At 70.9% G+C, this 19,781-nt stretch carries 19 protein-coding genes; 11 read left to right on the top strand and 8 right to left on the bottom strand.

Going from position 1 to position 19,781, the window contains the following annotated elements:
* The first annotated feature begins 6 nt into the window (after positions 1–6).
* From ACZ7LT_RS29245 to ACZ7LT_RS29265, 5 genes are all read left to right on the top strand, one after another.
* Complete coding sequence (locus ACZ7LT_RS29245) at positions 7–1,278, top strand: ABC transporter substrate-binding protein (protein WP_471239118.1); 1,272 nt, start codon at positions 7–9, stop codon at positions 1,276–1,278.
* Positions 1,279–1,483: 205 nt separating this feature from the next.
* Complete coding sequence (locus ACZ7LT_RS29250) at positions 1,484–3,157, top strand: glycoside hydrolase family 13 protein (protein WP_471239119.1); 1,674 nt, start codon at positions 1,484–1,486, stop codon at positions 3,155–3,157.
* Between the two features lie 18 nt (positions 3,158–3,175).
* The gene (locus tag ACZ7LT_RS29255) at positions 3,176–4,498 is read left to right on the top strand and encodes an ABC transporter substrate-binding protein (RefSeq protein ID WP_471239120.1); all 1,323 of its coding nucleotides are present in this window, start codon (positions 3,176–3,178) and stop codon (positions 4,496–4,498) included.
* Positions 4,499–4,508: 10 nt separating this feature from the next.
* Positions 4,509–5,885, top strand: coding sequence for a carbohydrate ABC transporter permease (locus tag ACZ7LT_RS29260; RefSeq protein WP_471239121.1), 1,377 nt, complete (start codon positions 4,509–4,511; stop codon positions 5,883–5,885).
* The gene (locus tag ACZ7LT_RS29265; RefSeq protein ID WP_471239122.1) at positions 5,882–6,748 is read left to right on the top strand and encodes a carbohydrate ABC transporter permease; all 867 of its coding nucleotides are present in this window, start codon (positions 5,882–5,884) and stop codon (positions 6,746–6,748) included. The genes ACZ7LT_RS29260 and ACZ7LT_RS29265 overlap by 4 nt, the downstream gene beginning before the upstream one ends.
* A gap of 45 nt (positions 6,749–6,793) precedes the next feature.
* Here the strand turns inward: ACZ7LT_RS29265 and ACZ7LT_RS29270 are convergent, their stop codons facing one another.
* Together ACZ7LT_RS29270 and ACZ7LT_RS29275 are read right to left on the bottom strand one after the other, a co-directional pair.
* Entirely contained in the window at positions 6,794–7,450 is a 657-nt protein-coding gene (locus ACZ7LT_RS29270) for a DUF5701 family protein (protein WP_471239123.1), read from the bottom strand.
* Positions 7,451–7,574: 124 nt separating this feature from the next.
* The gene (locus ACZ7LT_RS29275; RefSeq protein ID WP_471239124.1) at positions 7,575–8,591 is read right to left on the bottom strand and encodes a zinc-dependent alcohol dehydrogenase family protein; all 1,017 of its coding nucleotides are present in this window, start codon (positions 8,589–8,591) and stop codon (positions 7,575–7,577) included.
* Positions 8,592–8,692: 101 nt separating this feature from the next.
* On the opposite strand from ACZ7LT_RS29275, the gene ACZ7LT_RS29280 reads away from it, so the two are divergent.
* The 4 genes from ACZ7LT_RS29280 (at position 8,693) to ACZ7LT_RS29295 (ending at position 11,822) form a co-directional block, all read left to right on the top strand.
* Positions 8,693–9,625: an AraC family transcriptional regulator gene (locus tag ACZ7LT_RS29280; RefSeq protein ID WP_471239125.1), complete on the top strand. Its 933-nt coding sequence runs from the start codon at positions 8,693–8,695 to the stop codon at positions 9,623–9,625.
* A 10-nt stretch (positions 9,626–9,635) separates the two neighbouring features.
* On the top strand, positions 9,636–10,172 hold the full coding sequence (locus tag ACZ7LT_RS29285) for a P-loop nucleotide/nucleoside kinase family protein (RefSeq protein ID WP_471239126.1): 537 nt from the start codon (positions 9,636–9,638) through the stop codon (positions 10,170–10,172).
* A gap of 125 nt (positions 10,173–10,297) precedes the next feature.
* Positions 10,298–10,771, top strand: a complete 474-nt coding sequence (locus tag ACZ7LT_RS29290) for a carboxymuconolactone decarboxylase family protein (protein ID WP_471239127.1) — start codon at positions 10,298–10,300, stop codon at positions 10,769–10,771.
* A gap of 127 nt (positions 10,772–10,898) precedes the next feature.
* On the top strand, positions 10,899–11,822 hold the full coding sequence (locus tag ACZ7LT_RS29295) for an RNA polymerase sigma-70 factor (RefSeq protein ID WP_471239128.1): 924 nt from the start codon (positions 10,899–10,901) through the stop codon (positions 11,820–11,822).
* A gap of 78 nt (positions 11,823–11,900) precedes the next feature.
* Here the strand turns inward: ACZ7LT_RS29295 and ACZ7LT_RS29300 are convergent, their stop codons facing one another.
* The 5 genes from ACZ7LT_RS29300 to ACZ7LT_RS29320 all read right to left on the bottom strand — a co-directional run bounded on the left by ACZ7LT_RS29300 (position 11,901) and on the right by ACZ7LT_RS29320 (position 16,360).
* Positions 11,901–12,842: an NAD-dependent epimerase/dehydratase family protein gene (locus ACZ7LT_RS29300; RefSeq protein WP_471239129.1), complete on the bottom strand. Its 942-nt coding sequence runs from the start codon at positions 12,840–12,842 to the stop codon at positions 11,901–11,903.
* 61 nt (positions 12,843–12,903) lie between these two features.
* Positions 12,904–13,509 (bottom strand): isochorismatase family protein, encoded by a 606-nt coding sequence (locus tag ACZ7LT_RS29305; RefSeq protein ID WP_471239130.1) that lies wholly within the window; start codon positions 13,507–13,509, stop codon positions 12,904–12,906.
* 77 nt (positions 13,510–13,586) lie between these two features.
* Positions 13,587–14,582 (bottom strand): GlxA family transcriptional regulator, encoded by a 996-nt coding sequence (locus tag ACZ7LT_RS29310; protein ID WP_471239131.1) that lies wholly within the window; start codon positions 14,580–14,582, stop codon positions 13,587–13,589.
* 165 nt (positions 14,583–14,747) lie between these two features.
* Complete coding sequence (locus ACZ7LT_RS29315) at positions 14,748–15,251, bottom strand: nucleoside deaminase (RefSeq protein WP_471239132.1); 504 nt, start codon at positions 15,249–15,251, stop codon at positions 14,748–14,750.
* A gap of 197 nt (positions 15,252–15,448) precedes the next feature.
* Entirely contained in the window at positions 15,449–16,360 is a 912-nt protein-coding gene (locus tag ACZ7LT_RS29320) for a CE1 family esterase (protein ID WP_471239133.1), read from the bottom strand.
* A 206-nt stretch (positions 16,361–16,566) separates the two neighbouring features.
* Between ACZ7LT_RS29320 and ACZ7LT_RS29325 the strand changes: the two genes are divergently transcribed.
* Both ACZ7LT_RS29325 and ACZ7LT_RS29330 read left to right on the top strand, forming a co-directional pair.
* A complete protein-coding gene (locus ACZ7LT_RS29325) occupies positions 16,567–16,968 on the top strand; it encodes a RidA family protein (RefSeq protein ID WP_471239134.1) in 402 nt (133 codons plus the stop codon).
* 9 nt (positions 16,969–16,977) lie between these two features.
* Positions 16,978–17,571, top strand: coding sequence for a TetR/AcrR family transcriptional regulator (locus tag ACZ7LT_RS29330; protein WP_471239135.1), 594 nt, complete (start codon positions 16,978–16,980; stop codon positions 17,569–17,571).
* A 23-nt stretch (positions 17,572–17,594) separates the two neighbouring features.
* Here ACZ7LT_RS29330 and ACZ7LT_RS29335 read toward each other — a convergent pair whose 3' ends face one another.
* Positions 17,595–19,733 (bottom strand): xanthine dehydrogenase family protein molybdopterin-binding subunit, encoded by a 2,139-nt coding sequence (locus tag ACZ7LT_RS29335; RefSeq protein ID WP_471239136.1) that lies wholly within the window; start codon positions 19,731–19,733, stop codon positions 17,595–17,597.
* Positions 19,734–19,781 lie beyond the last annotated feature (48 nt).

Consider the following 19,781-nt stretch of genomic DNA (forward strand, 5'->3'; position numbering starts at 1 on the left):
GAACCTATGCGGTGGATACGTGCCGCGGGTAGGGGTCTCCTGGTCGCGATGGTCGTTCTGACCGGGTACGTGGCGTCCGGTGCCCCCACGGGCGCGGAGCGCGACGGCGGGCGCGGCCCCATGACGCTCGCCACGGCGGGCGATCTCACCGGCTATCTCGGTCCGGTCCTGGAGGGCTGGAACAGAGATCATCCGGCGGAGAAGGTGACGCTCGTCGAGCTGCCGGATTCCGCCGACGAGACCCGCTCCCAGATGATCACCGACCTGCGGTCGGGCGGGGGCCGCTTCGACGTCCTCAACATCGACGTCGCGTGGACCTCGGAGTTCGCCGCCGCGGGGTGGATCGCGCCGCTGGAGCGGGACCGTTTCGCGCTGGAGAGCTTCCTGCCGCGCGTGGCGGACACCGCGACGTACGACGGCAGGCTGTACGCGGTCCCGTACGTGACCAATGCCGGGATGCTCTTCTACCGCAAGGACGTGCTCGACCGCGAGGGCGAACGGCCGCCACGGACCTGGGCCGAGCTGGAGCGGCAGGCGCGGACGATCGCACCCAAGTACGGCCTGGACGGATACGCGGGCCAGTTCCTGCCGTACGAGGGGCTGACGGTGAACGCCGCGGAGGCGGTGTACTCGGCGGGCGGCACGATCCTCGGCGACGACGGCGAGCGGGTCACGGTCGACTCGGCCGCGGCGCGCTCGGGGATCGGCTTCCTGGCGCGCGGCGTACGGGACGGCTGGATCCCCCGGGAAGCGCTGACCTACAAGGAGGAGGAGTCCCGGCAGGCGTTCCAGGACGGCCGGCTGCTCTTCCTGCGCAACTGGCCGTACGCCTACGCGGGCGCGTCCGGCAAGGACTCCAAGGTCGCGGGGAAGTTCGGGGCGGTGCCCCTGCCGGGGCCCGACGGGCCGGGTACGAGCGTGCTGGGCGGCGCCAATCTGGCGGTGAGCGCCCATGCGCGGCATCCGGAGTCTGCGCGCGATCTGATCGCGTACCTCACCAGTGATCCGGTCCAGCGCCGGGTGCTCACCGAGGGCGCCCTGCCGCCCGTGCGGGCCGCGCTGTACCAGGACCCGGCGCTGGTGCGCCGCTTCCCGTATCTGCCGGCGCTGCGCACGAGCGTGCTGTCGGCCGCGCCACGGCCGAAGAGTCCGCACTACCAGCAGGTCAGTCTGGCCGTGCAGGCCGTGGTCCACGACGCGTTGGCCCAGCATCTGACGCCCGAGGCCGCGGTGCGCCGGCTGGCGGGCGAGCTCGCGGCGATCACCCGCCGCCGCTGACCTCTGCACGCCCCCTCCTAGATACCTGTTAGGTATCGCTTCGGACGCTTCCCTGCCCACGCAAACGGGACATATGCCCCCAATATCCGCTGCTTTCCGCGCAATCGTTGACACCTTCTCGTCACTCCTACTTAACATGCATGCATAACCGCTACCCGCTCTGGGTGGCGTGCACCCCTTCACGAAGAAACAAGGTCAACGGGTGATGCTCACAGCCCCGGCCGACGACGGCCTCTCGCAGCGCACCGACCACCACTGGTGGCGCGACGCGGTGATCTATCAGGTCTACGTCCGCAGCTTCCTGGACAGCACCGGGGACGGAATCGGCGATCTCGCCGGGGTCCGCGCCGGTCTGCCGTACCTCAAGAAGCTCGGCGTGGACGGCATCTGGCTGAGCCCCTTCTACCCGTCACCGCAGGCCGACCACGGCTACGACGTCGCCGACTACCGCGACGTGGACCCCGTCTTCGGCGACCTCGACGAGTTCGGCCGGCTGGTCGCCGACGCGCACCGGCTCGGCATCAAGGTCCTGCTGGACATCGTCCCCAACCACTGCTCCAGCGAGCACCTCTGGTTCCGCGAGGCGCTCGCCGCGGCCCCCGGCAGCGAGGCCCGCTCCCGCTTCCACTTCGCCGAGGGCCGGGGTGAGGGCGGCGAGCTGCCGCCCAACAACTGGCACGCGATGTTCGGCGGTCCCGCCTGGAGCCGGGTCACCGAGCCGGACGGCACGCCCGGCCAGTGGTACCTGCACATGTTCACGCCCGAGCAGCCGGACCTGAACTGGCGCAACCCCGAGGTCGGCGCCCACTTCGACGAGGTGCTGCGGTTCTGGCTGGACCGGGGCGTCGACGGTTTCCGTATCGACGTGGCTGCCGGGCTCTTCAAGCACCCCGAGCTGCCGGACTCCCCCGACCCGGAGGCGGACGCCCGTACCCGCGACTCGGTCAACCCCCTCGCCTGGAACCAGCCCGAGGTGCACGACGTGTGGCGCCACTGGCGCTCGGTCTGCGAGGAGTACACGGCCCGCGACGGCCGCGAGCGGCTGCTGGTCGGCGAGGTGTCCGTACCGACCGCCCGCGAGCACGCCAAGTACGTCCGCCCCGACGAGCTGCACCAGGCGTTCTTCTTCGATCTGCTGGGCGCCCCCTGGGACGCCGACACCTTCCGCAAGGTGATCACCGAGGCGATGCGGGACATCGCCGGCACCGGCTCCACGGTCACCTGGGTGCTCAACAACCACGATCAGGTCCGCACCGTCACCCGCTACGGGGAGTCCGGCACCGAGGGCAGCGGGCTGGGCGCCGCCCGCGCCCGGGCCGCCGCCATGCTGATGCTCGCGCTGCCCGGCGCCGCGTACATCTACCAGGGCGAGGAGCTCGGCCTGCCGGAGGTCGACGACCTGCCGGACGAGGTGCTCACCGACCCGATATTCCGCCGCACGGGAAGCCGGGCCCGCATCCGCGACGGCTGCCGGGTGCCGCTGCCCTGGTCGGGGCACGCCTCGCCGTTCGGCTTCAGCACCGGCGCCGAGAGCGCCAAGCCGTGGCTGCCGCAGCCGGGCTGGTTCGCCGAGCACGCCACCGACCGGGCGCTCGCCGACACCCGCTCGTTCTGGCACCTGTACCGCGAGGGCCTGCAGCTGCGCAAGGGCCTGCCCCAGCTGGGCGAAGGCACCATGCGCTGGCTGGAGTCGCCGCCCGGCGTCCTCGCCTTCGTCCGCGGCGAGGGCCTCGTCTGCGCCGTGAACTTCTCTCCCGTGCCGGTGCCGGCCCCGGTCGCCGGCGCCCCCCTGCTCGCCAGCGGGCCCTGCCCGGCCGGCGTACTGCCCGGATCCACCGCCGCCTGGTGGATCACCGACGACCACACCACCCACCCCTGACCCGGAGGTACGGCAATCATGATGCGACGACGGACAGCAACGGCCTGCTGCGCGGTACTCACCCTGGCGCTCGGTGCGACCGCCTGCGGCGGCGGCCCGGTGGCCGCGGGCGGCGGGCAGAAGGAACTCGGCGGCCAGACCCTCACCATCGCCGGTGTCTGGTCCGGTGCCGAGCAGAAGAACTTCCAGAAGGTGCTGGACGCCTTCACGGAGAAGACCGGGGCCAAGACCCAGTTCGTCTCCACCGGTGACAACGTCTCCACGGTCGTCGGCAGCAAGATCGAGGGCGGCAACGCCCCGGACGTGGTGATGGTCCCCCAGGTCGGCGTGTTGCAGCAGTTCGCGAAGAACAACTGGCTCAAGCCGCTCTCCGACACGACGCGCAAGTCCGTCGACGCCAACTACGCGACCGTCTGGAAGTCCTACGGCACCGTCGACGGATCGCTGTACGGCCTGTACTTCAAGGCCGCCCACAAGTCGACCGTCTGGTACAGCCCCGCGGCCTTCGAGCAGGCGGGCGTCAAGCCGCCGAAGACGTACGAGGAGATGCTCACCACCGGGCAGGCCGTGTCCGACTCGGGCCTGCCGGCCTTCGCGGTCGCCGGTGAGGACGGCTGGACGCTCACCGACTGGTTCGAGAACATCTACCTCTCCCAGGCCGGCCCCACGATGTACGACCGCCTGGCCAAGCACGAGCTCAAGTGGACCGACCCGACCGTGGTCAAGGCCCTCACCACCCTCGGCAAGCTGTTCTCCGACAAGAAGCTGATCGCGGGCGGCCAGAAGGGCGCGCTGGGCACCGACTTCCCCGGCTCGGTCGAGAAGGTCTTCGGCCCCGACCCGGAGGCCGGGATGGTGTACGAGGGTGACTTCGTCGCCGGCATCGCCAAGGACCAGTTCGGCAAGAAGATCGGCGAGGACGCCACGTTCTTCCCCTTCCCCAAGGTCACCGGCGGCCAGGCCCCGGTGGTCAGCGGCGGTGACGCCGCGGTCGTCCTGAAGGACGGCAAGAACCAGAAGGCCGCCATGGCGTTCCTGGAGTACCTGGCGACTCCCGAGGCGGCCGCCGTGTGGGCGAAGGCGGGCGGATTCCTCTCCCCCAACAAGAAGCTGGACCTCGGCTCGTACGGCGACGACACGCTGCGCGAGACCGCCAAGTCGCTGATCAACGCCGGTGACTCGGTCCGCTTCGACATGTCCGACCAGGCTCCGGCCGCCTTCGGCGGCACCAAGGGCACCGGCGAGTGGAAGCTGCTCCAGGACTTCCTGCGCGACCCGTCGAACCCGGCCGGCACCGCGGCGCGGCTGGAGGCCGCCGCGGCCAAGGCGTACAAGAACTGAGGCGGACGTCATGACCACAGTCACCGCTCCCCCACCGTCGCGGCGGGCCGCCGGCCCGCCCGGCGGCCCCGGGACCATCACCCCCCGGGCACGGGCCCGCCGCCGGCGCCGGATCATCGCCGTGGCGTTCGTCCTGCCGGCGCTGCTCCTGCTCGGCGCGCTGGTGGTGTACCCCGTGCTGTTCTCCGTCGGCCGCAGCTTCTTCGACGCGTCCGGTACGCGCTTCGTCGGCGGCGGGAACTACACGGAGATGTTCCGCGACCCGGCCACCCTCAAGGCCATCCGCAACAGCGCGATCTGGGTGGTCGTCGCCCCGACGCTGCTGACCGGGCTCGGTCTCGTCCTCGCCGTCCTGGTCGAGAAGATCCGCTGGGCCACCGCCTTCAAACTCCTGCTGTTCATGCCGATGGCGGTCTCGTTCCTCGCCGCGGGCATCATCTTCCGGCTGGCGTACGAGGAGGACCCCGACAAGGGCGTGCTGAACGCCGCCGTGGTCGGGGTGCACGACACCTTCAAGGAATCGTCCTCCTACCCGGCGGCCCGTGCCCGCGAGGGCCACGGGCCGGCCAGGGCGGCCGACGGGTCGTACGCCACGGCCCAGGCGGTCACCCCGGGCAGCAGCGTGAGCCTCGCGTTCGTCGGCGTCCCCCCGAAGGAGATGCCGGCCGGGGCGAAGCCCGCCGCAGAAGCGGCCGCCGCCGGCGCCGCCGCGCGCGAGATACGCGGTGTCGTCTACCTCGACTTCACCCCCGGGGGCGGTGGCAAGCCCGGCGTGGTCGACCCGGCCGAGCGTGGGCTTCCGGGCATGACGGTGGAGGCGGTGCGGGACGGCAAGGCGGTCGCCACGGCCACCACCGCGGCCGACGGATCGTTCCGCTTCGGTGAACTGGCCGACGGTACGTACACCGTGCGGCTGCCCGCGGCGAACTTCGCGCCGCCGTACGAGGGCGTCTCGTGGCTCGGCCCGGCCCTGGTCACACCGGCGATCATCGGCGCCTATCTGTGGATCTGGACCGGGTTCGCCATGGTCCTGATCGGCGCGGGCCTGTCCGCGCTGCCGCGCGACACCCTGGAGGCGGCGCGGATGGACGGCGCCAACGAGTGGCAGGTGTTCCGCAGGATCACCGTGCCACTGCTGGCGCCCGTCCTGACGGTCGTCTTCGTGACCCTGGTCATCAACGTGATGAAGGTCTTCGACCTGATCTACATCATCGCGCCCGGGCCCGTGCAGGAGGACGCCACCGTGCTGGCCACCCAGATGTGGCTGGTCTCCTTCGGCGGCGGCAACAACCAGGGACTGGGCAGTGCGCTCGGCGTCCTGCTCCTGCTGCTGGTCATCCCCGCGATGGTGTTCAACGTCCGCCGCTTCCGCAGGAGCCAGTCATGAGCACGATGACATCGACGACAGGCGGCGGCCGGCTGCGCCGCTGGCTGGGCAACGGCCTGGTGCAGGCGTTCCTGGTGGTCGTGGGGCTGATCTGGGTCACGCCGGTCGCCGGACTCCTCCTCTCCTCGCTGCGCTCGGCCAACGACAACGCGGCGAGCGGCTGGTGGACCACCCTGGCCGAGCCCGGGCAGCTGTCCCTGGACAACTACACGGCGCTGCTCGGCAATGCGGGAATCACCCAGGCGTTCTGGAACACGGTGCTGATCTCGGTGCCGACGACCATTCTGGTCGTCGTCCTCGCGGCGCTCGCCGGATACGCCTTCGCCTGGCTGGAGTTCCCTGGCCGGGACTGGATCTTCCTGCTGGTGGTGGCGCTGCTGGTGGTGCCCGTACAGGTGGGTCTGCTGCCGGTGGCGAAGCTGTTCGGGCAGCTGGGGCTGTTCGGCACGATCCCGGGCGTGGTGCTGTTCCATGTCGCGTACGGGCTGCCGTTCGCCATCTTCCTGCTGCGGAACTACTTCGCCGAGATGCCGCGCGAGATGCTGGAGGCGGCCCGGATGGACGGCGGCGGCGAGTGGCGGATCTTCACCCGCCTCGTGCTTCCGGTGGGCCGGCCCGCCATCGCCAGTCTCGCCATCTTCCAGTTCCTGTGGGTGTGGAACGACATGCTGGTGGCGCTGCTCTTCGCGGACAGCACCTCGCAGCCGCTGACGGTGGAACTCCAGTCACAGGTCCGGCAGTTCGGCAGCAACATCGATGTGCTGGCGCCCGGCGCCTTCCTCTCGCTGATCGTGCCGGTGGTGGTCTTCTTCGCCTTCCAGCGGCACTTCGTGCAGGGAGTGATGGCGGGCTCGGTCAAGTGAGCCCGCCCGCACCGGTGTCGGCGGTCGACGTGCGCGCCGTGACAGCTAGTGGCCGCGGCCCGTCGCGGAGGCGAAGCCGAGCCAAGTGTGGCGGTTGTTCCACCAGCACCAGCCGACCTTGGGGGCGTTGCGCCGCTCGCGCCCGTCGCGCCCCGTGCCGTTGCTGATCCAGATCGCGGGAGTACGGGCGTCCAGGGCGCCGTTCGCCTTGCGCAGCCGGGAGCCGATGGTCATGAAGCAGTGGTTGCGCTCCAGGGCCGCCGGCTGCTGGAGCACCCAGTGGATGCCTTCGGTGAGGAGCAGCGGGGTGCGGTCCTCCTTGGTGAGGGCGGGCAGTGCCTCGTCCGGGCTCCAGTTGGCCATGTCGTCGCCGCGGTCGACGCCGGTGACGAGGTAGAGGGGGGCGTCCGGCAGCTCGACGGTGCAGGGGGCGAAGAGGTCGACATCGGGCATGTCGGTGACGACGAAGCCGGGCTTGTCGTCACGGCGGAGCAGCGGCGCGAGCGCGGAGGCCGGGGCCCGGTCCGGGTGGACGGCGAGCAGGGCGTCGCCCTGTCCGCCGCCGGCCCCCTCGGCGAAGGTCCGTATCGCGTCGGCGGGCATCCCCGCGAGCTCGTGCACACCCAGTTCGATCAGGCGTTCTGCCTGCGCGGCGAGCGGCGGGAGAGGGGGCACGGTGGCGGTGGCCGTGGTGTCGGGCAAGGTACTCCTCGTTCGCGGGGCTGTGCTGTGCGGTGCGGTCGACGTGTGATCAACGGGGCGGCCTGCGGGAATGTTCCCGGCGCGGCGGCGCCCGGGGAGACGGACGTGCCGTTCGGATGACGGGTCAGTCGCCGCTGGTGCCCTGGAGGGTCACGAGGATCTTGCCGGTGTGCGTGTTTGACTCCATCAGCCGGTGCGCGTCGGCCACGCGCTCAAGGCCGTCGAAGGTCTCGGCGATCACGGGCGCCAGCGTGCCGTCGGCCAGCCCCGAACCGATGTACGCGGCCGCGCGCTGCCGGAGGTCGGCACGGTCCACGAGCGTGCCGTTGTTGTACATGTGCACCGTCTGGGGCCAGTTCAGGCCCAGCTGTGCCGGACGCGGGTCGAGCCAGCCGTACAGCACCGCCGTACCGCCGGGGGCGAGGGCGTCGCCGAGCGCGGCGAAGCCGGGCCCGCCGATCGCGTCGAAGACGATCTCGGCGCCGTTGCCTCCGGTGATCCGGCGGACCTCGGCGACCAGGTCCTCGGAGTCCGTCGCGATCACATGGGCCGCGCCGAGCTCCAGGAGCCGCTGCCGCTTCTGCGGCCCGCGTGTGACGGCGATGGGGATCGCGCCGTGCCGCAGGGCCGTCTGGATCGCGGCCGTGCCGACCCCGCTCGACGCGCCGGTGATCACCACATGGTCGCCGGGGTTCATCCCGGCCGTCTCCACCAGCCCGCCGTACGCCGTCGTGTACGTCAGCCACGCCGCCGCCGAGGTCACGGCGTCGGCGCCGGCGGGACGGCGCACCACCGACTCCTGCGGCAGCACGATCCGTTCGGCGTACACGCCGTGGACCCCGAAGTCGAAGTTGGCCGCGGCCATCACCGGGTCGCCGGGCGCGAAGCCGCTCACGCCCTCGCCGACCGCCTCGACGACACCGGCGGCCTCGTAGCCGAGGCGGGAACCGGGCAGCGTGGGCGGGTAGTAGTAGGTGCCCGCGCGGAAGAGGGCGTCGGCGCGGTTGAGGCCGATCGCGTCCACGCGGAAGAGCACCTCGCCGGGGCCGGGCGGGCCGAGCGGCACGTCCTCGACGCGCAGCACGTCGGGGCCGCCGAGTTCGTGGAAGAGAACTGCCTTGGTGTGCAGGGGAGTCGTCATGGAGACGACGCTATGCATCAGCCGTGCGACGATCCATGCCGCATTGTCTTCCCCTACTGTCCGATCGTCTCGCGGATGGTGGGGTGGCGTACGGTCGGGGCATGGATGTCCTCAGCGACGCTGTCGCGGCCATGCGCACGGGACGGCCGCACTCCTCCCGTACGGCGCAGAACGCCCCGTGGGGCGTGCGGTTCCCCGCCTCGGACGGCGCCGGATTCCACCTCGTGCTCCAGGGCGCGGCCTGGCTTCTGCGCCCGGGGGAAGCAGCCCCGGTGGCGCTTGGCCCCGGTGACGTGGTCTTCCTGGCGCACGGCTACGGGCACGCTCTGGCCGACCATCCCGACAGTCCCCTGGAGGACTTCGCGCTGGCGCCGGACGGGTCCTGGCCGGTGCTGCCGGATCCCGGTCCCGCTCCGGAGGCGCACACGCTGCTGCTCTGCGGCGCCTACCAGTTGAACCGGTCGCGGGCACACCCGCTGCTGTCGGAGCTGCCTCCGGTCGTCCACATCCGAGCCGGGGTCGGCACGCACCACGGCCTCCGGTCGGCCATAGACCTGCTGGGCGCGGAGCTGACGGAGCCGCACCCCGGCTCCGACGCGATCGTCGCGGGCCTCCTGGACACGCTGCTGGTGTACCTGCTGCGCACGTGGTGGCTACGGAAGTCCCCGGAGGGGCGGGAGGCCACCGGCTGGGCGGCCGCCCTGCGGGACCCCGCGGTGAGCGCCGCACTACGGGCGATGCACTCCGACCCGGCCCTGCCCTGGACGGTGGAAGGCCTTGCCTCCCGTGCCGGCCTGTCCAGGGCCGCCTTCGCTCGCCGCTTCACCGCGCTGGTGGGCAGGTCGCCCCTGGCCTACCTGACCTGGCTGCGCATGACGGCGGCGGGCCGCCTGCTGCGCTCAGGCGACACACCGCTGCGTGTCGTGGCGGAATGCGCGGGCTACACCTCGGAGTTCGCCTTCGCCAAGGCGTTCAAGCGCGAGTACGGCATCCCGCCGGGGCAGTACCGCCGGCGTCCTGCGGCCCCGCGCTAGGCTCGCCGATGTGATCATCTGGTTGAACGGAACATTCGGCGTCGGCAAGACCACCACGTCGAAGCAGCTGGCCGCCGCGCTGCCCGATGCGCGGATCTTCGACTCCGAGACGGTCGGCTTCATGCTCCGGCCCGTTCTCACGTCCGTTCCCGTACGAGACTTCCAGGACTGGCGGCCGTGGCGGCATCTCGTGGTCGAGACAGCGGCCCAAATCCTCGGCTACGTCGGCGGGACTCTCGTGATCCCACAATCCGTACTGGTGGAGCAGTACTGGCAAGAGATCACGACCGGCCTCGAGAAGGCCGACATCCCGGTGCACCACTTCGTGCTCCACGCGGACAGCGAGACGCTGATCCAGCGCATCGAGACCGACACGATGGAGCCAGGCGCCCGCCAGTGGCGCCTGGATCACGTCCAGGACTATCAGCAGGCCCTCCCCTGGCTGAGCCGCAAGGGGCAGGTCGTCGACACCACTCGGCGCACCCCGACCGAAGTAACCGCCGTGATCTCAGGCTTCCTCGCCCACGCACAAGCCACCGTTGGGTGACCACGCCGGCCCTCAGTGGGCGTACGAGCTGGGGAGACGCAGGTCACATCCGTCCATGTCACAGGGGGCCGGGCTACCCCGTCTCAGGGTTGTAGCAGCCACTGACGAGCACGGAGGAGCACACCATGGACGCGCGACTGAACCTCTTCGCCAGCCCGACCGCCGGCAAGGCTTTCAAGCACATCATGGCGGCGGGAAAGGTGATCAGGGACTCGGCGGTGCCGGCCGTCACGCAGGAGCTGGTGGCGCTGCGTATAAGCCAGATCAACGGCTGCGCCGTCTGTATCGACATGCACACCAAGGAAGCCGCCGCTGCCGGCGAGACCTCGGTACGGCTGAACCTGGTCGCGGCATGGCGGGAGGCCACCGTCTTCACCGAAGCCGAGCGCGCCGCGCTGGAACTGGCCGAGCAGGGGACCCGCATCGCCGACGCCGCAGGCGGAGTCAGCGACGACGTCTGGGCGCGGGCCGCCAAGCACTACGACGAGGAGCAGCTCACCGCCCTGACGCTCGCGATCTCCCTCATGAACACCGTGAACCGGCTGAACGTCATCACCCAGCAGCCGGCCGGTACCTACGAGGTCGGGCAGTTCCACTGAGCGACATCAGCAACTGGCTCGGGGTCCGGCTGCCGGACTCCGAGCCCCCAGGCTCGGCGCCTGGACGATCACAAGGAGCCGCGTGCGCATCGGCGACGCCGCGGGCTTCAGGGAGAGGAGAGCCGGCGTGAGCAAGGTCGAGGAGTTCGAGGAGCTGCGGCCGCTGCTGTTTTCGATCGCCTACCGGATTCTGGGCAGCGTGAGCGAGGCCGAGGACGCGGTGCAGGAGACGTGGCTGCGCTTTGACGGCTCGTCGACCCGTCCCACGTCGACCAAGGCCTTTCTCTCGGCCGCGGTGACACGGATCTCGATCGATGTGCTGCGCTCCGCACGGGTGCGGCGGGAGCAGTACGTCGGGCCGTGGTTTCCCGAGCCGCTGCTGAGCGATCCGTATGAGGATCCGGAGCGGTCGGCGGAGCTGGCCGACTGGGTGTCGATGGCGGCGCTGCTGCTTCTGGAGCGGCTCAGCCCGCTGGAGCGGGCCGTGTTCGTGCTGCGGGAGGTGTTCGGTTTTGGGTTCGACGAGATCGCCGCGGCGGTGGGGCGGTCGGAGGCGGCGTGCCGGCAGCTGCTGGTACGGGCTCGGGGGCACATGGGGGCCGGACGGCCGCGGTTCGCGGCGGACCGTCAGGAGCGCCAGGAGCTGGCGACGCGGTTCTTCGACGCGCTGAAGAACGGCGATGTGGGCGGGCTGCAGGGTCTGCTGGCCGCCGATGTGCAGCTGGTCGGGGACGGCGGCGGCAAGGCACCGCATCTGGCCAGTGCCGTCATGGGCGCGGACAAGGTGACCCGCCTGCTGGCCGCGGTCTTCCCGTGGCTGATCCGCATCGATGTGACATTCGAGCCGCACGAGGTCAACGGCCAGCCCGGCGCGATCTTCCGCGACCGGGACGGCAGGGTCCTCTACGCCCTGGTCCTCGATGTGCTCGACGGGCAGATCCAGACCATCCGCTCCCTGGTCAATCCCGACAAGCTCGGCCACCTCGGGCCGGTCGCCGACGCCCGGGCCGTCACCCGCGAGCTGAAGCAGGCCCGTCGGCAGCCCAACTGACCTCGCGCTGCCTTTGACGGCTGAGTCCGAAGCCCGCCGGCGGGCTTCGGACTCAGCCGTCGAAGGTCAAGGCGATCGTCACCTCTTGGCGGCCACTCGGTCACGCCACCACTCCACCGTCTGCTTGACCTGCTCGTCGAGCGGGGTGGCTCGTACCGAGAACGCGGCTTCGTAGGCGCTCGCGTCGACGACGAACGGCCGGTCGAACTGATAGCGGATCTCCTTCAGTTCCCGGATCAGCGGGGAGAAGAGCCCCGCCACACCCAGCGCCGCCGGCGAGATCCTGCGCACCGCGACCGGACCCGTGCCCGACTGGGCGGCGAGGTGGGCGACCATCTCCCGGGTGGAGAGCGCCGGTTGGGTCGGCACGTGCCAGGTCTGGCCCCAGGCCCGCTCCTCCCCCGCCACCTCGACCAACGCCCGGGCCACATCGGGCAGATAGCTCCAGCTGTGTGGGGCGTCCGGATCGCCGAGCGTGGAGACCGGCTTGCCGCGCAGCAGCCGTGGCATGAGGCGCGCGGCCAGGTGCCCGCCGTCGGTCACGCCAGGGCCGAAGAAGTCCGAGGCCCGCACCTCGACGGCCTTGATACGACCCTGGTCGTGCAGGTGGCGCGCCTGCTCCCAAGCGGCGGCGCGTACCCGCCCCTTGGGGCCGGTCGCCGCGAGCGGCAGCTGCTCGGTCATGGGGCCGTCCACCGGACCGTAGCCGTAGAGGTTGCCCAGCATCACCAGCACGGCCCCCGTCGCCTCCGCCGCCGCGCAGAGCGACGAGGCCAGCGGCGGCCATTCGCTCACCCAGCGGTGGTAGGGCGGCGCGGCGCAGCTGAAGATCGCGGCCGCGCCCTGCGACGCCTCGATCAGTCGTTCACTGTCTGCCGCGTCCAGCGCGACATGCTCGATACCGGGCTCCGGGGGCCGGCCCGAGCGGGTCACGACCCGTACCAAATGCCCCTTCTCAGCCAGCAGCCGAGCAGTGGCCGCACCGGCGGCCCCGAATCCCACGACGATGTAAAGGCTCACATCCGCACAGTAGCGCGAACGACTGACAGAGCGTCCAGTTCGGGCGCTCGGGAGCGCCAGGTCAGCGGGCCGTGAGGTCCTCCACTCGCGGAGCGACGGGACCGAAGAGGTCGCCGATGGTGGTCAGGGCGGCGCTGTGGAGGGTGCCCGCGGGCAGGACCGTCCCGTCGGGGCCGGCGAGAGAGCGGGTGGCGGTGGCTTCGGCGACGACGGTGGGCCGGTAGCCGAGGTTGAAGGCACCTTGGGCGGTGAAGCTGACGCACATGTGCGTCATGAATCCGGCCAGCACGAGCTCCGGGCCCGCGCCCCGTTCACGCAGCGTCTTCTCCAGGTCCGTGTCGTGGAAGGCGTTGGGGAGTTGTTTGACCACCACCGGCTCCCCGTCGACCGGGGCGACCTCGGCGCTGATGGCGCCGATCTCGGCGCGGATGTCGTACGGGGTGCCCTCGCCGCCGTCGTTGACGATGTGCACCACGTGCGCGCCCTGGGCGCGGGCGGCGGCGAGCAGCCGCGCGCCGGCGGCCAGGGCCTGTTCGGCCCCCTCCAGCGCCATGACGCCGGTGCGATAGGTGTTCTGGAAGTCGATCAGGAGGAGGGTGGTGTCGGCGAGCTTGGGGAGCTGGTTGTCCAGACCGATCACGTCGCGAAGGGCGGGGGAAGCGGGCATGGTTGATCTCCTTTCGGGCCGGTGGGCACCGGCAAGGTGGGTAAGGGGGCGTACGGGACGGCGCGGTCGCCGACCCGTCAGGCCGTGGTGGTACGGAAACGGCGCCGGTAGGCGGCCGGGCTCGTGGCGATCTGCCGCTGGAATGCACGGTGAAGGGTCTCCACCGAGCGGAGCCCGGTGGCCTGGGCGATGTGGTCCAGGGGCTGGTCGGTGCTCTCCAGCAGACGGCGGGCGGCCTCGACCCGCAGGGCCTCCACGTACGCGGCGGGAGTGGTTCCGGTCTCCTGCGTGAAGACGCGGGCGAAGTGCCGCTCGCTCAGGCACATACGTGACGCCAGCGCGGCCGCCGACAGGTCGGCGCCGAGGTGGTCGGCGATGTACAGGCGCAGTTCGTCGATGTCCCTGCGGGAGGCCGGCGGGCGGCTGATCGGCACGCTGAACTGGCTCTGTCCGCCCTGGCGTTTGAGATAGACGACGAGGTGGCGGGCGACCGTCAGGGCGAGGTCCTCACCGTGGTCCTCGGCGACGAGGGCGAGTGCCAGGTCAAGGCAGGCGCTGATGCCCGCTCCGGTCCACACCCGGCCGGAGCGCACGAAGATCGGGTCGGGGTCGACGGTGACGTCGGGGTGGTCGGCGGCGAGCTGGTCGGCGGTGGACCAGTGTGTGGTCGCGGTCCTGCCGTCCAGCAGACCGGCCGCCGCCAGCAGGTGGGCCCCCACGCACACCGAGGCGATCCGTCGGGCGTGGGGCGCGGTGTCCTTGATCCAGTCCACGACGTACGAGTCGATGCGCGGCCGGGGCGCGTCTGCGTACGCGTCGACCGCCCCCGGTACGAGGAGGGTGTCCACCGCGGCGCCGACGTCGGCGAAACCGAGGTCGGTGACCACGCGCACGCCCGCCGAGGTGGCCACAGCCTCCCCCGCCCGCCCGGGCCCGGCCAGCTGGACGCGGTAACGGGCCCGGCCACCGGACTCCCGGTTGGCCAGCGTGAACACCTCGGCCGGCCCGGTGACGTCGAGCAGATCGACGTCGGGGAAGACCGCGATCACGACGCGGTGACTGATCTCGGACATGTCCCCATCGTCGGCCCCCGCCGAGCGCGACGGCAATGACGGGCTTGTGTCACATCCGGACATCCCCCCGGCCCGCTACCGGCCGCCGCGTGGCCGTACCCATGGGCGAGGTGAGGGCGGGGCCCGTCTCCCAGGCGCGACAGACCAGCGGGGCGAACCGGGTTCTCAGTAGTCGATACGGTCGGACTTGGCCAGCCACGCGTCGAACGGCGCCGTACGGTTCGGCAGGTCCAGCCGCTCGACCGACATCGGCCACCTCGACGCGGGCTGCTTCTCGAACAGGTCGTAGAACCTGCGGTCGTCGAAGCCGGCCATGGCGGCATCGTCCCGATCGGCGGCGTAGACAAGCCGGTCGACCCGGGCCCACAGTGCGGAGGAGAGGCACATCGGGCACGGTTCGCACGAGGTGACCAGGACGCAGCCCGCGAGGGAGAAGGTGCCCAGTTGTTTGCAGGCGGCACGCATGGCGCTCACCTCGGCGTGCGCCGTCGGGTCCAGGGCCGCGGTGACCTGGTTGTTCCCCATCGCGACGACCTCGCCGTCCTTGACGACCAGGGCGCCGAACGGACCCCCGCCGCTCGTCACGCTGTTGGTGGCCAGCCTTATCGCCTCGTCCAGCCAGGCGCGCTCCAGCTCCTGGCTGCTCATTTCCTGGGCGTGCGCGGTCATGTTCTCTCCTTTTGAAGATGGTGCGGCAACGTTCGTTGCGATTCGTAGGAGGAGTACACAGCCAAGTGGCTTGAATCGGTGAGGGGTTGAAGGCATGAAACGTCGGCAGACAGAAGCCCGGCTCTTTGGAGGTACCCACAAAGAGCCGGCGCGTCCGGAACATGAGCCGGGCTTCCGCGGGCGAGGCGATCCTGGGTTCAGGATGACACCTTCGGGTGTGCCTCGAAGAACTCCCAGATCAGGTCGGTCGCGTTGACGCCGGTCGCCGGATAGCCCATGGTCTGGTCCTTGCTGCCCGGCCAGTTGTGGCCCATGTCCGGGAGGCGGTACGTCGTGAACTCCGACGCGTCGCGGCATTTCGCCGACGTACGCGTGTTCTTGCCCTCGATCTTCTCGGTACGCCCCGCCTTGCAACCCAGGCGTTCCGACCAGGACGTGATGCCCTGCTCGAAGTCCCTGTAGTACTTGTCGAGGCCGCCGACGAAGGTCACGACGGACACCGGGGTCTTCGGCATGTAGGTGGGTTTCTGCGCGGCCGTGCCGATGTAGCCGCCGCTGACCGGGGCGATCGCGGCCAGCGTGCCCGGCAGCTCGACGGCGAGTTTGAAGGACATGTCCGCGCCGTTGGAAATACCGGTGGCGTAGATGCGCCGGGGGTCGGCCTTCCATGTGTCGACGAGGCGCTTCGTCATCGCGCCGATGAAGCCGACGTCGTCCTCGTGGCCACAGCAGACGAGGGCATTGTACCCCTGATCGATGCCGTTCGGATAGGCGACGAGGAATCGTTCCTTGTCGGCCTTGGCGTTGAAGCCGGTCAGTTTGGCGGCGTACGCGCCGTCGGCCGGGTAGGGGTGCATGACGACGACCAGGGGGAGTTGCTCGGTGGGCGTGTAGCCGGGCGGCGCGTGGACCGTGTAGACGCGCTGCTTGCCCTTCCACGTCATGGTGACCGTCTGATCGCCGGGACGTGGCGTCTCCTTCGCCGGCCTCGGCGTCGGAGACTTCGTGGGCTGATCCCTTCCGGTGCCGTCGTCGTCCGTGTTCGTACCGCAGCTGACCAGGGGGAACAGCACGGCCAGAGCGATGATCCGTAAGAGGGGTGTCCGCATTGGAGCATGGTGGCAGCGGCGCGATGGGCGGTCCAGAGGAATGGATGGTTCTGGGCGCACAGGAGTTCCGACATGACGCGGTGCGGGGGAGATCGCACCGGCTCCCTCCTCACCGCACTCCCGAGTTTTGAATCGAACGCTTCAAAACATGCTAGCGTCCCGTCCGGAGACCGCGACACAGTCAGCCGAGAAGAGGGAACGCCACCATGCCCCAGTCCGCCACCCCCACCCCCACCGGCGTCACCCTCGACCCCAACTGGTACGCCCCGACCCGCATCTCGCTCGGTATGCGCATCGGCGACCTGGTCTTCACCTCGGGTCAGGCACCCGTGGACGAGAACGGAAAGACCGTCGCGCCCGGGGACTTCGCGGCGCAGGCCCGCCAGGCCATGGCCAACGTCGGCACCGTCCTGCGGCACGCCGGCTCCGGCCTCGACCGCCTGGTCAAGGTCACCGTCTTCGTCACGGACATCGCGCACCAAGACCTCTACGCGCAGGTGCGCGAGGAGTCGTACGCCGACCCCTTCCCCGCCGAGTCGTTCGTCCAGGTCGCCGCGCTCGCCGATCCCGCATGGCTGATCGAGATCGAGGCGATCGGCGCCATCTAGAGTGGGCGCATGGCCAGGCCACGACAGTTCGACGAGGACCGTGTCATCGGCGCGGCGATGGAGACCTTCTGGCGTCAGGGGTACGAGGGCACCTCCACCCGCGACCTGTGCGACAGCACCGGCCTCGGGCCGTCCAGCCTCTACAACGCGTTCGGCGGCAAGCGACAGCTCTATCTGCGCGCCTTGGAGCGCTACCACGAGACCGCCACCGCCGACCAAGTGGAGCTCCTCTCCCGTCCCGGAACGGCGGAGGACCGGCTGCGCGCCCTGATGACGCACGCCATCGACACCGACGTGGCCGCGGAAGGCATCGACCTGCGTGGCTGCTTCGCGGTCAATGCGGCGATCGACGTGGCGGCGCTGGACCCGGACGTCAGGAAGGTGGTGCGCCGCACCTTCGACAGCGTCGAGGACGCGATCCACACGGTCGTGGCCGCCGGGCAGGCCGCGGGTGAGATCCGCACGGACCGCGCCCCGCGCGTCCTCGCCCGCCAGGTGCAGAGCGCGTACTACGGCCTGCGCGTGCTGGCCCGGGTGCACGGAGAGCGGAACGTCCTCCTCGCCACCGCGCACGCCACGCTGGACTCGCTCCGCCCGCCGTAGAGTGATCAGGCACCGACAGGGGCTCAGCCGAGAACGGCGAGGACGCGGTCCGGAGTCAGGGGCAGTTCACGCAGGCGGCGGCCCGTCGCATGGCAGAAGGCGTTGCCGACGGCCGCCGCAGTGCCCACGATGCCGATTTCACCGATGCCCTTGCCGCCGGCCGGATTGAGGTGTTTGTCGTCCTCCTCGATCCAGTGCGCCTCGATCTCGCGTACGTCCGCGTGCGCCGGTACGTGATAGGACGCCAGGTCGCTCTCCGGGAAGTCCCCGAAGGCCGGGTCCGTCGTACTGTGTTCCGTCAGGGCCATGCCCAGCCCCATGATCATGCCGCCCACGAACTGTGAGCGTGCCGTCAGGGGATTGAGGATGCGGCCCGCGGCGAACACGCCCAGCAGGCGCCGGGCGCGCACCTCTCCGGTGACCGTGTCGACCTGCACCTCGGCGAATTGGGCGCCGAAGGCGTGCCGAGCGTACGGAGAGCGCTGCTTGGCGTGCGCCGTCGTGTCGGCGGAAGCGGAGAGTCCGCCGTCGGGCACCGGCCCTTCGTGGCGGCCGAGGCGGGCGATCAGGGCCGTACACGCGTCATGGACGGCCCAGCCCCAGGACGCCGTGCCGGAGGAGCCGCCGGCCAGCGGGGCCTCGGGGAGCCTCGTGTGGCCGATCGCCGTGGTGACCTTGGCGAGCGGCACGCCGAGGGCGTCGGCCGCGATCTGCGCCAGGACGGTACGGGCGCCGGTGCCGATGTCGGTGGCGTTGACCTCGACGACGTACGTGCCGTCCGGGAGGGCGTGGGCCCGTGCCGTGGAGGGCGAGACGAGTACGGGGTAGGTCGCGGCCGCCACCCCCGTACCGATAAGCAAAGGCCCCTCCCTGCGGGGCGTGCGGTGCGCGGACCAGCCGAATCGTGCGGCGCCTTCGCGCAGGCAGTCGACCACGTGACGGCTGCTGAAAGGACGGCCGCTTTCGGGTTCGGTGGCAGGCTCGTTGCGGATCCGTAGTTCGACGGGGTCGAGGCCGAGGGCGTCGGCCAGTTCGTCCATGGCCGATTCGAGCGCGTACATGCCGGGGCACTCCCCAGGGGCGCGCATCCAGGAGGGCGTGGGCACGTCGAGCGCGACCACGCGATGGGTGGTGAGGTGGGCGGGGGCGGCGTACATGACACGGGCGGGTACGGCGGCCTGCTCGACGAACTCGCTGATGCGGGAGGTGTACGTCGTCACCTCGTGGGCAAGGGCGGTCAGGACGCCGTCCTCGCGGGCCGCGAGTCTCACGTGGTGCAGGGTCGGGGCGCGGTGGCCGACGACGGTGGCCATGTGGCGTCGCGGCAGGGCGAGTTTGACGGGCCGGCCCGTGTGGCGGGCGGCCATCACGGCCAGGACGACATGCGGCCGCAGGGTGCCTTTGGACCCGAATCCCCCGCCTACGTGCTCGGAGATGACGGTGATGCTGTCCTCCGGCAGGTCGAAGAGGGTGGACAGCGCTGTCCGTACGGGTCCTGCTCCCTGGCTGGAGTCGTGGACGGTGAGCCGGCCGGTGCCGCCGTCCCAGTGGGCGGTGGCGGCGTGCGGTTCCATGGGGTGGTTGTGCAGCGGCGGGACCTTGTACGTGCACTCGACGCGCACGGGCGAGGCGGCGAAGGCGGTGGCGGCATCGCCCTGTTCGCGGTGGGCGGGATCGTCGCCGTTGACCTTCTCCGGCGTGTAGGCGCCGGGGTGGTCGACGGTGAGGACCACGTCGTGCGGGGTGTCGGGGTCGGTCTCGTAGGTGACGCGTACGGCCTGTGCCGCTTCCCGGGCGGTCTCCAGCGTTTCGGCTACGGCCAGGGCGACGTACCAGCCGTGGTGGGGCACCACGGCGTCCTGGAGGACGCGGAGCTCGGGATCGTCGGCGGGGCCCAGTCGAGGCGCGTCGAACGGGGTGAGGACCGCGAGGACTCCGGGCAGGGCCACGGCCTCCGCCGTGTCGACGGCGGTGACCCGCCCCCGGGCGACGGTGGCGGGGACGGGCCAGGCGTGGGCGCATCGCGGCGGAGTGTGCTCGGCGGCGTAGCGGGCGGTGCCGGTGACCTTCTCCCAGCCCTCCCGGCGGGTGACGGGCGTGCCGAGCGCGGAGCCGGGGGCGAGGGCGGTCCCGGTGCCGATGCCGACGGTGGTGGAGTCCATGGTGCCTACTCGTTCGTCCGAGGTCGGATGCGGGGGATCATGGAGGTC

This window comes from Streptomyces sp. NPDC039465, from assembly GCF_055639315.1.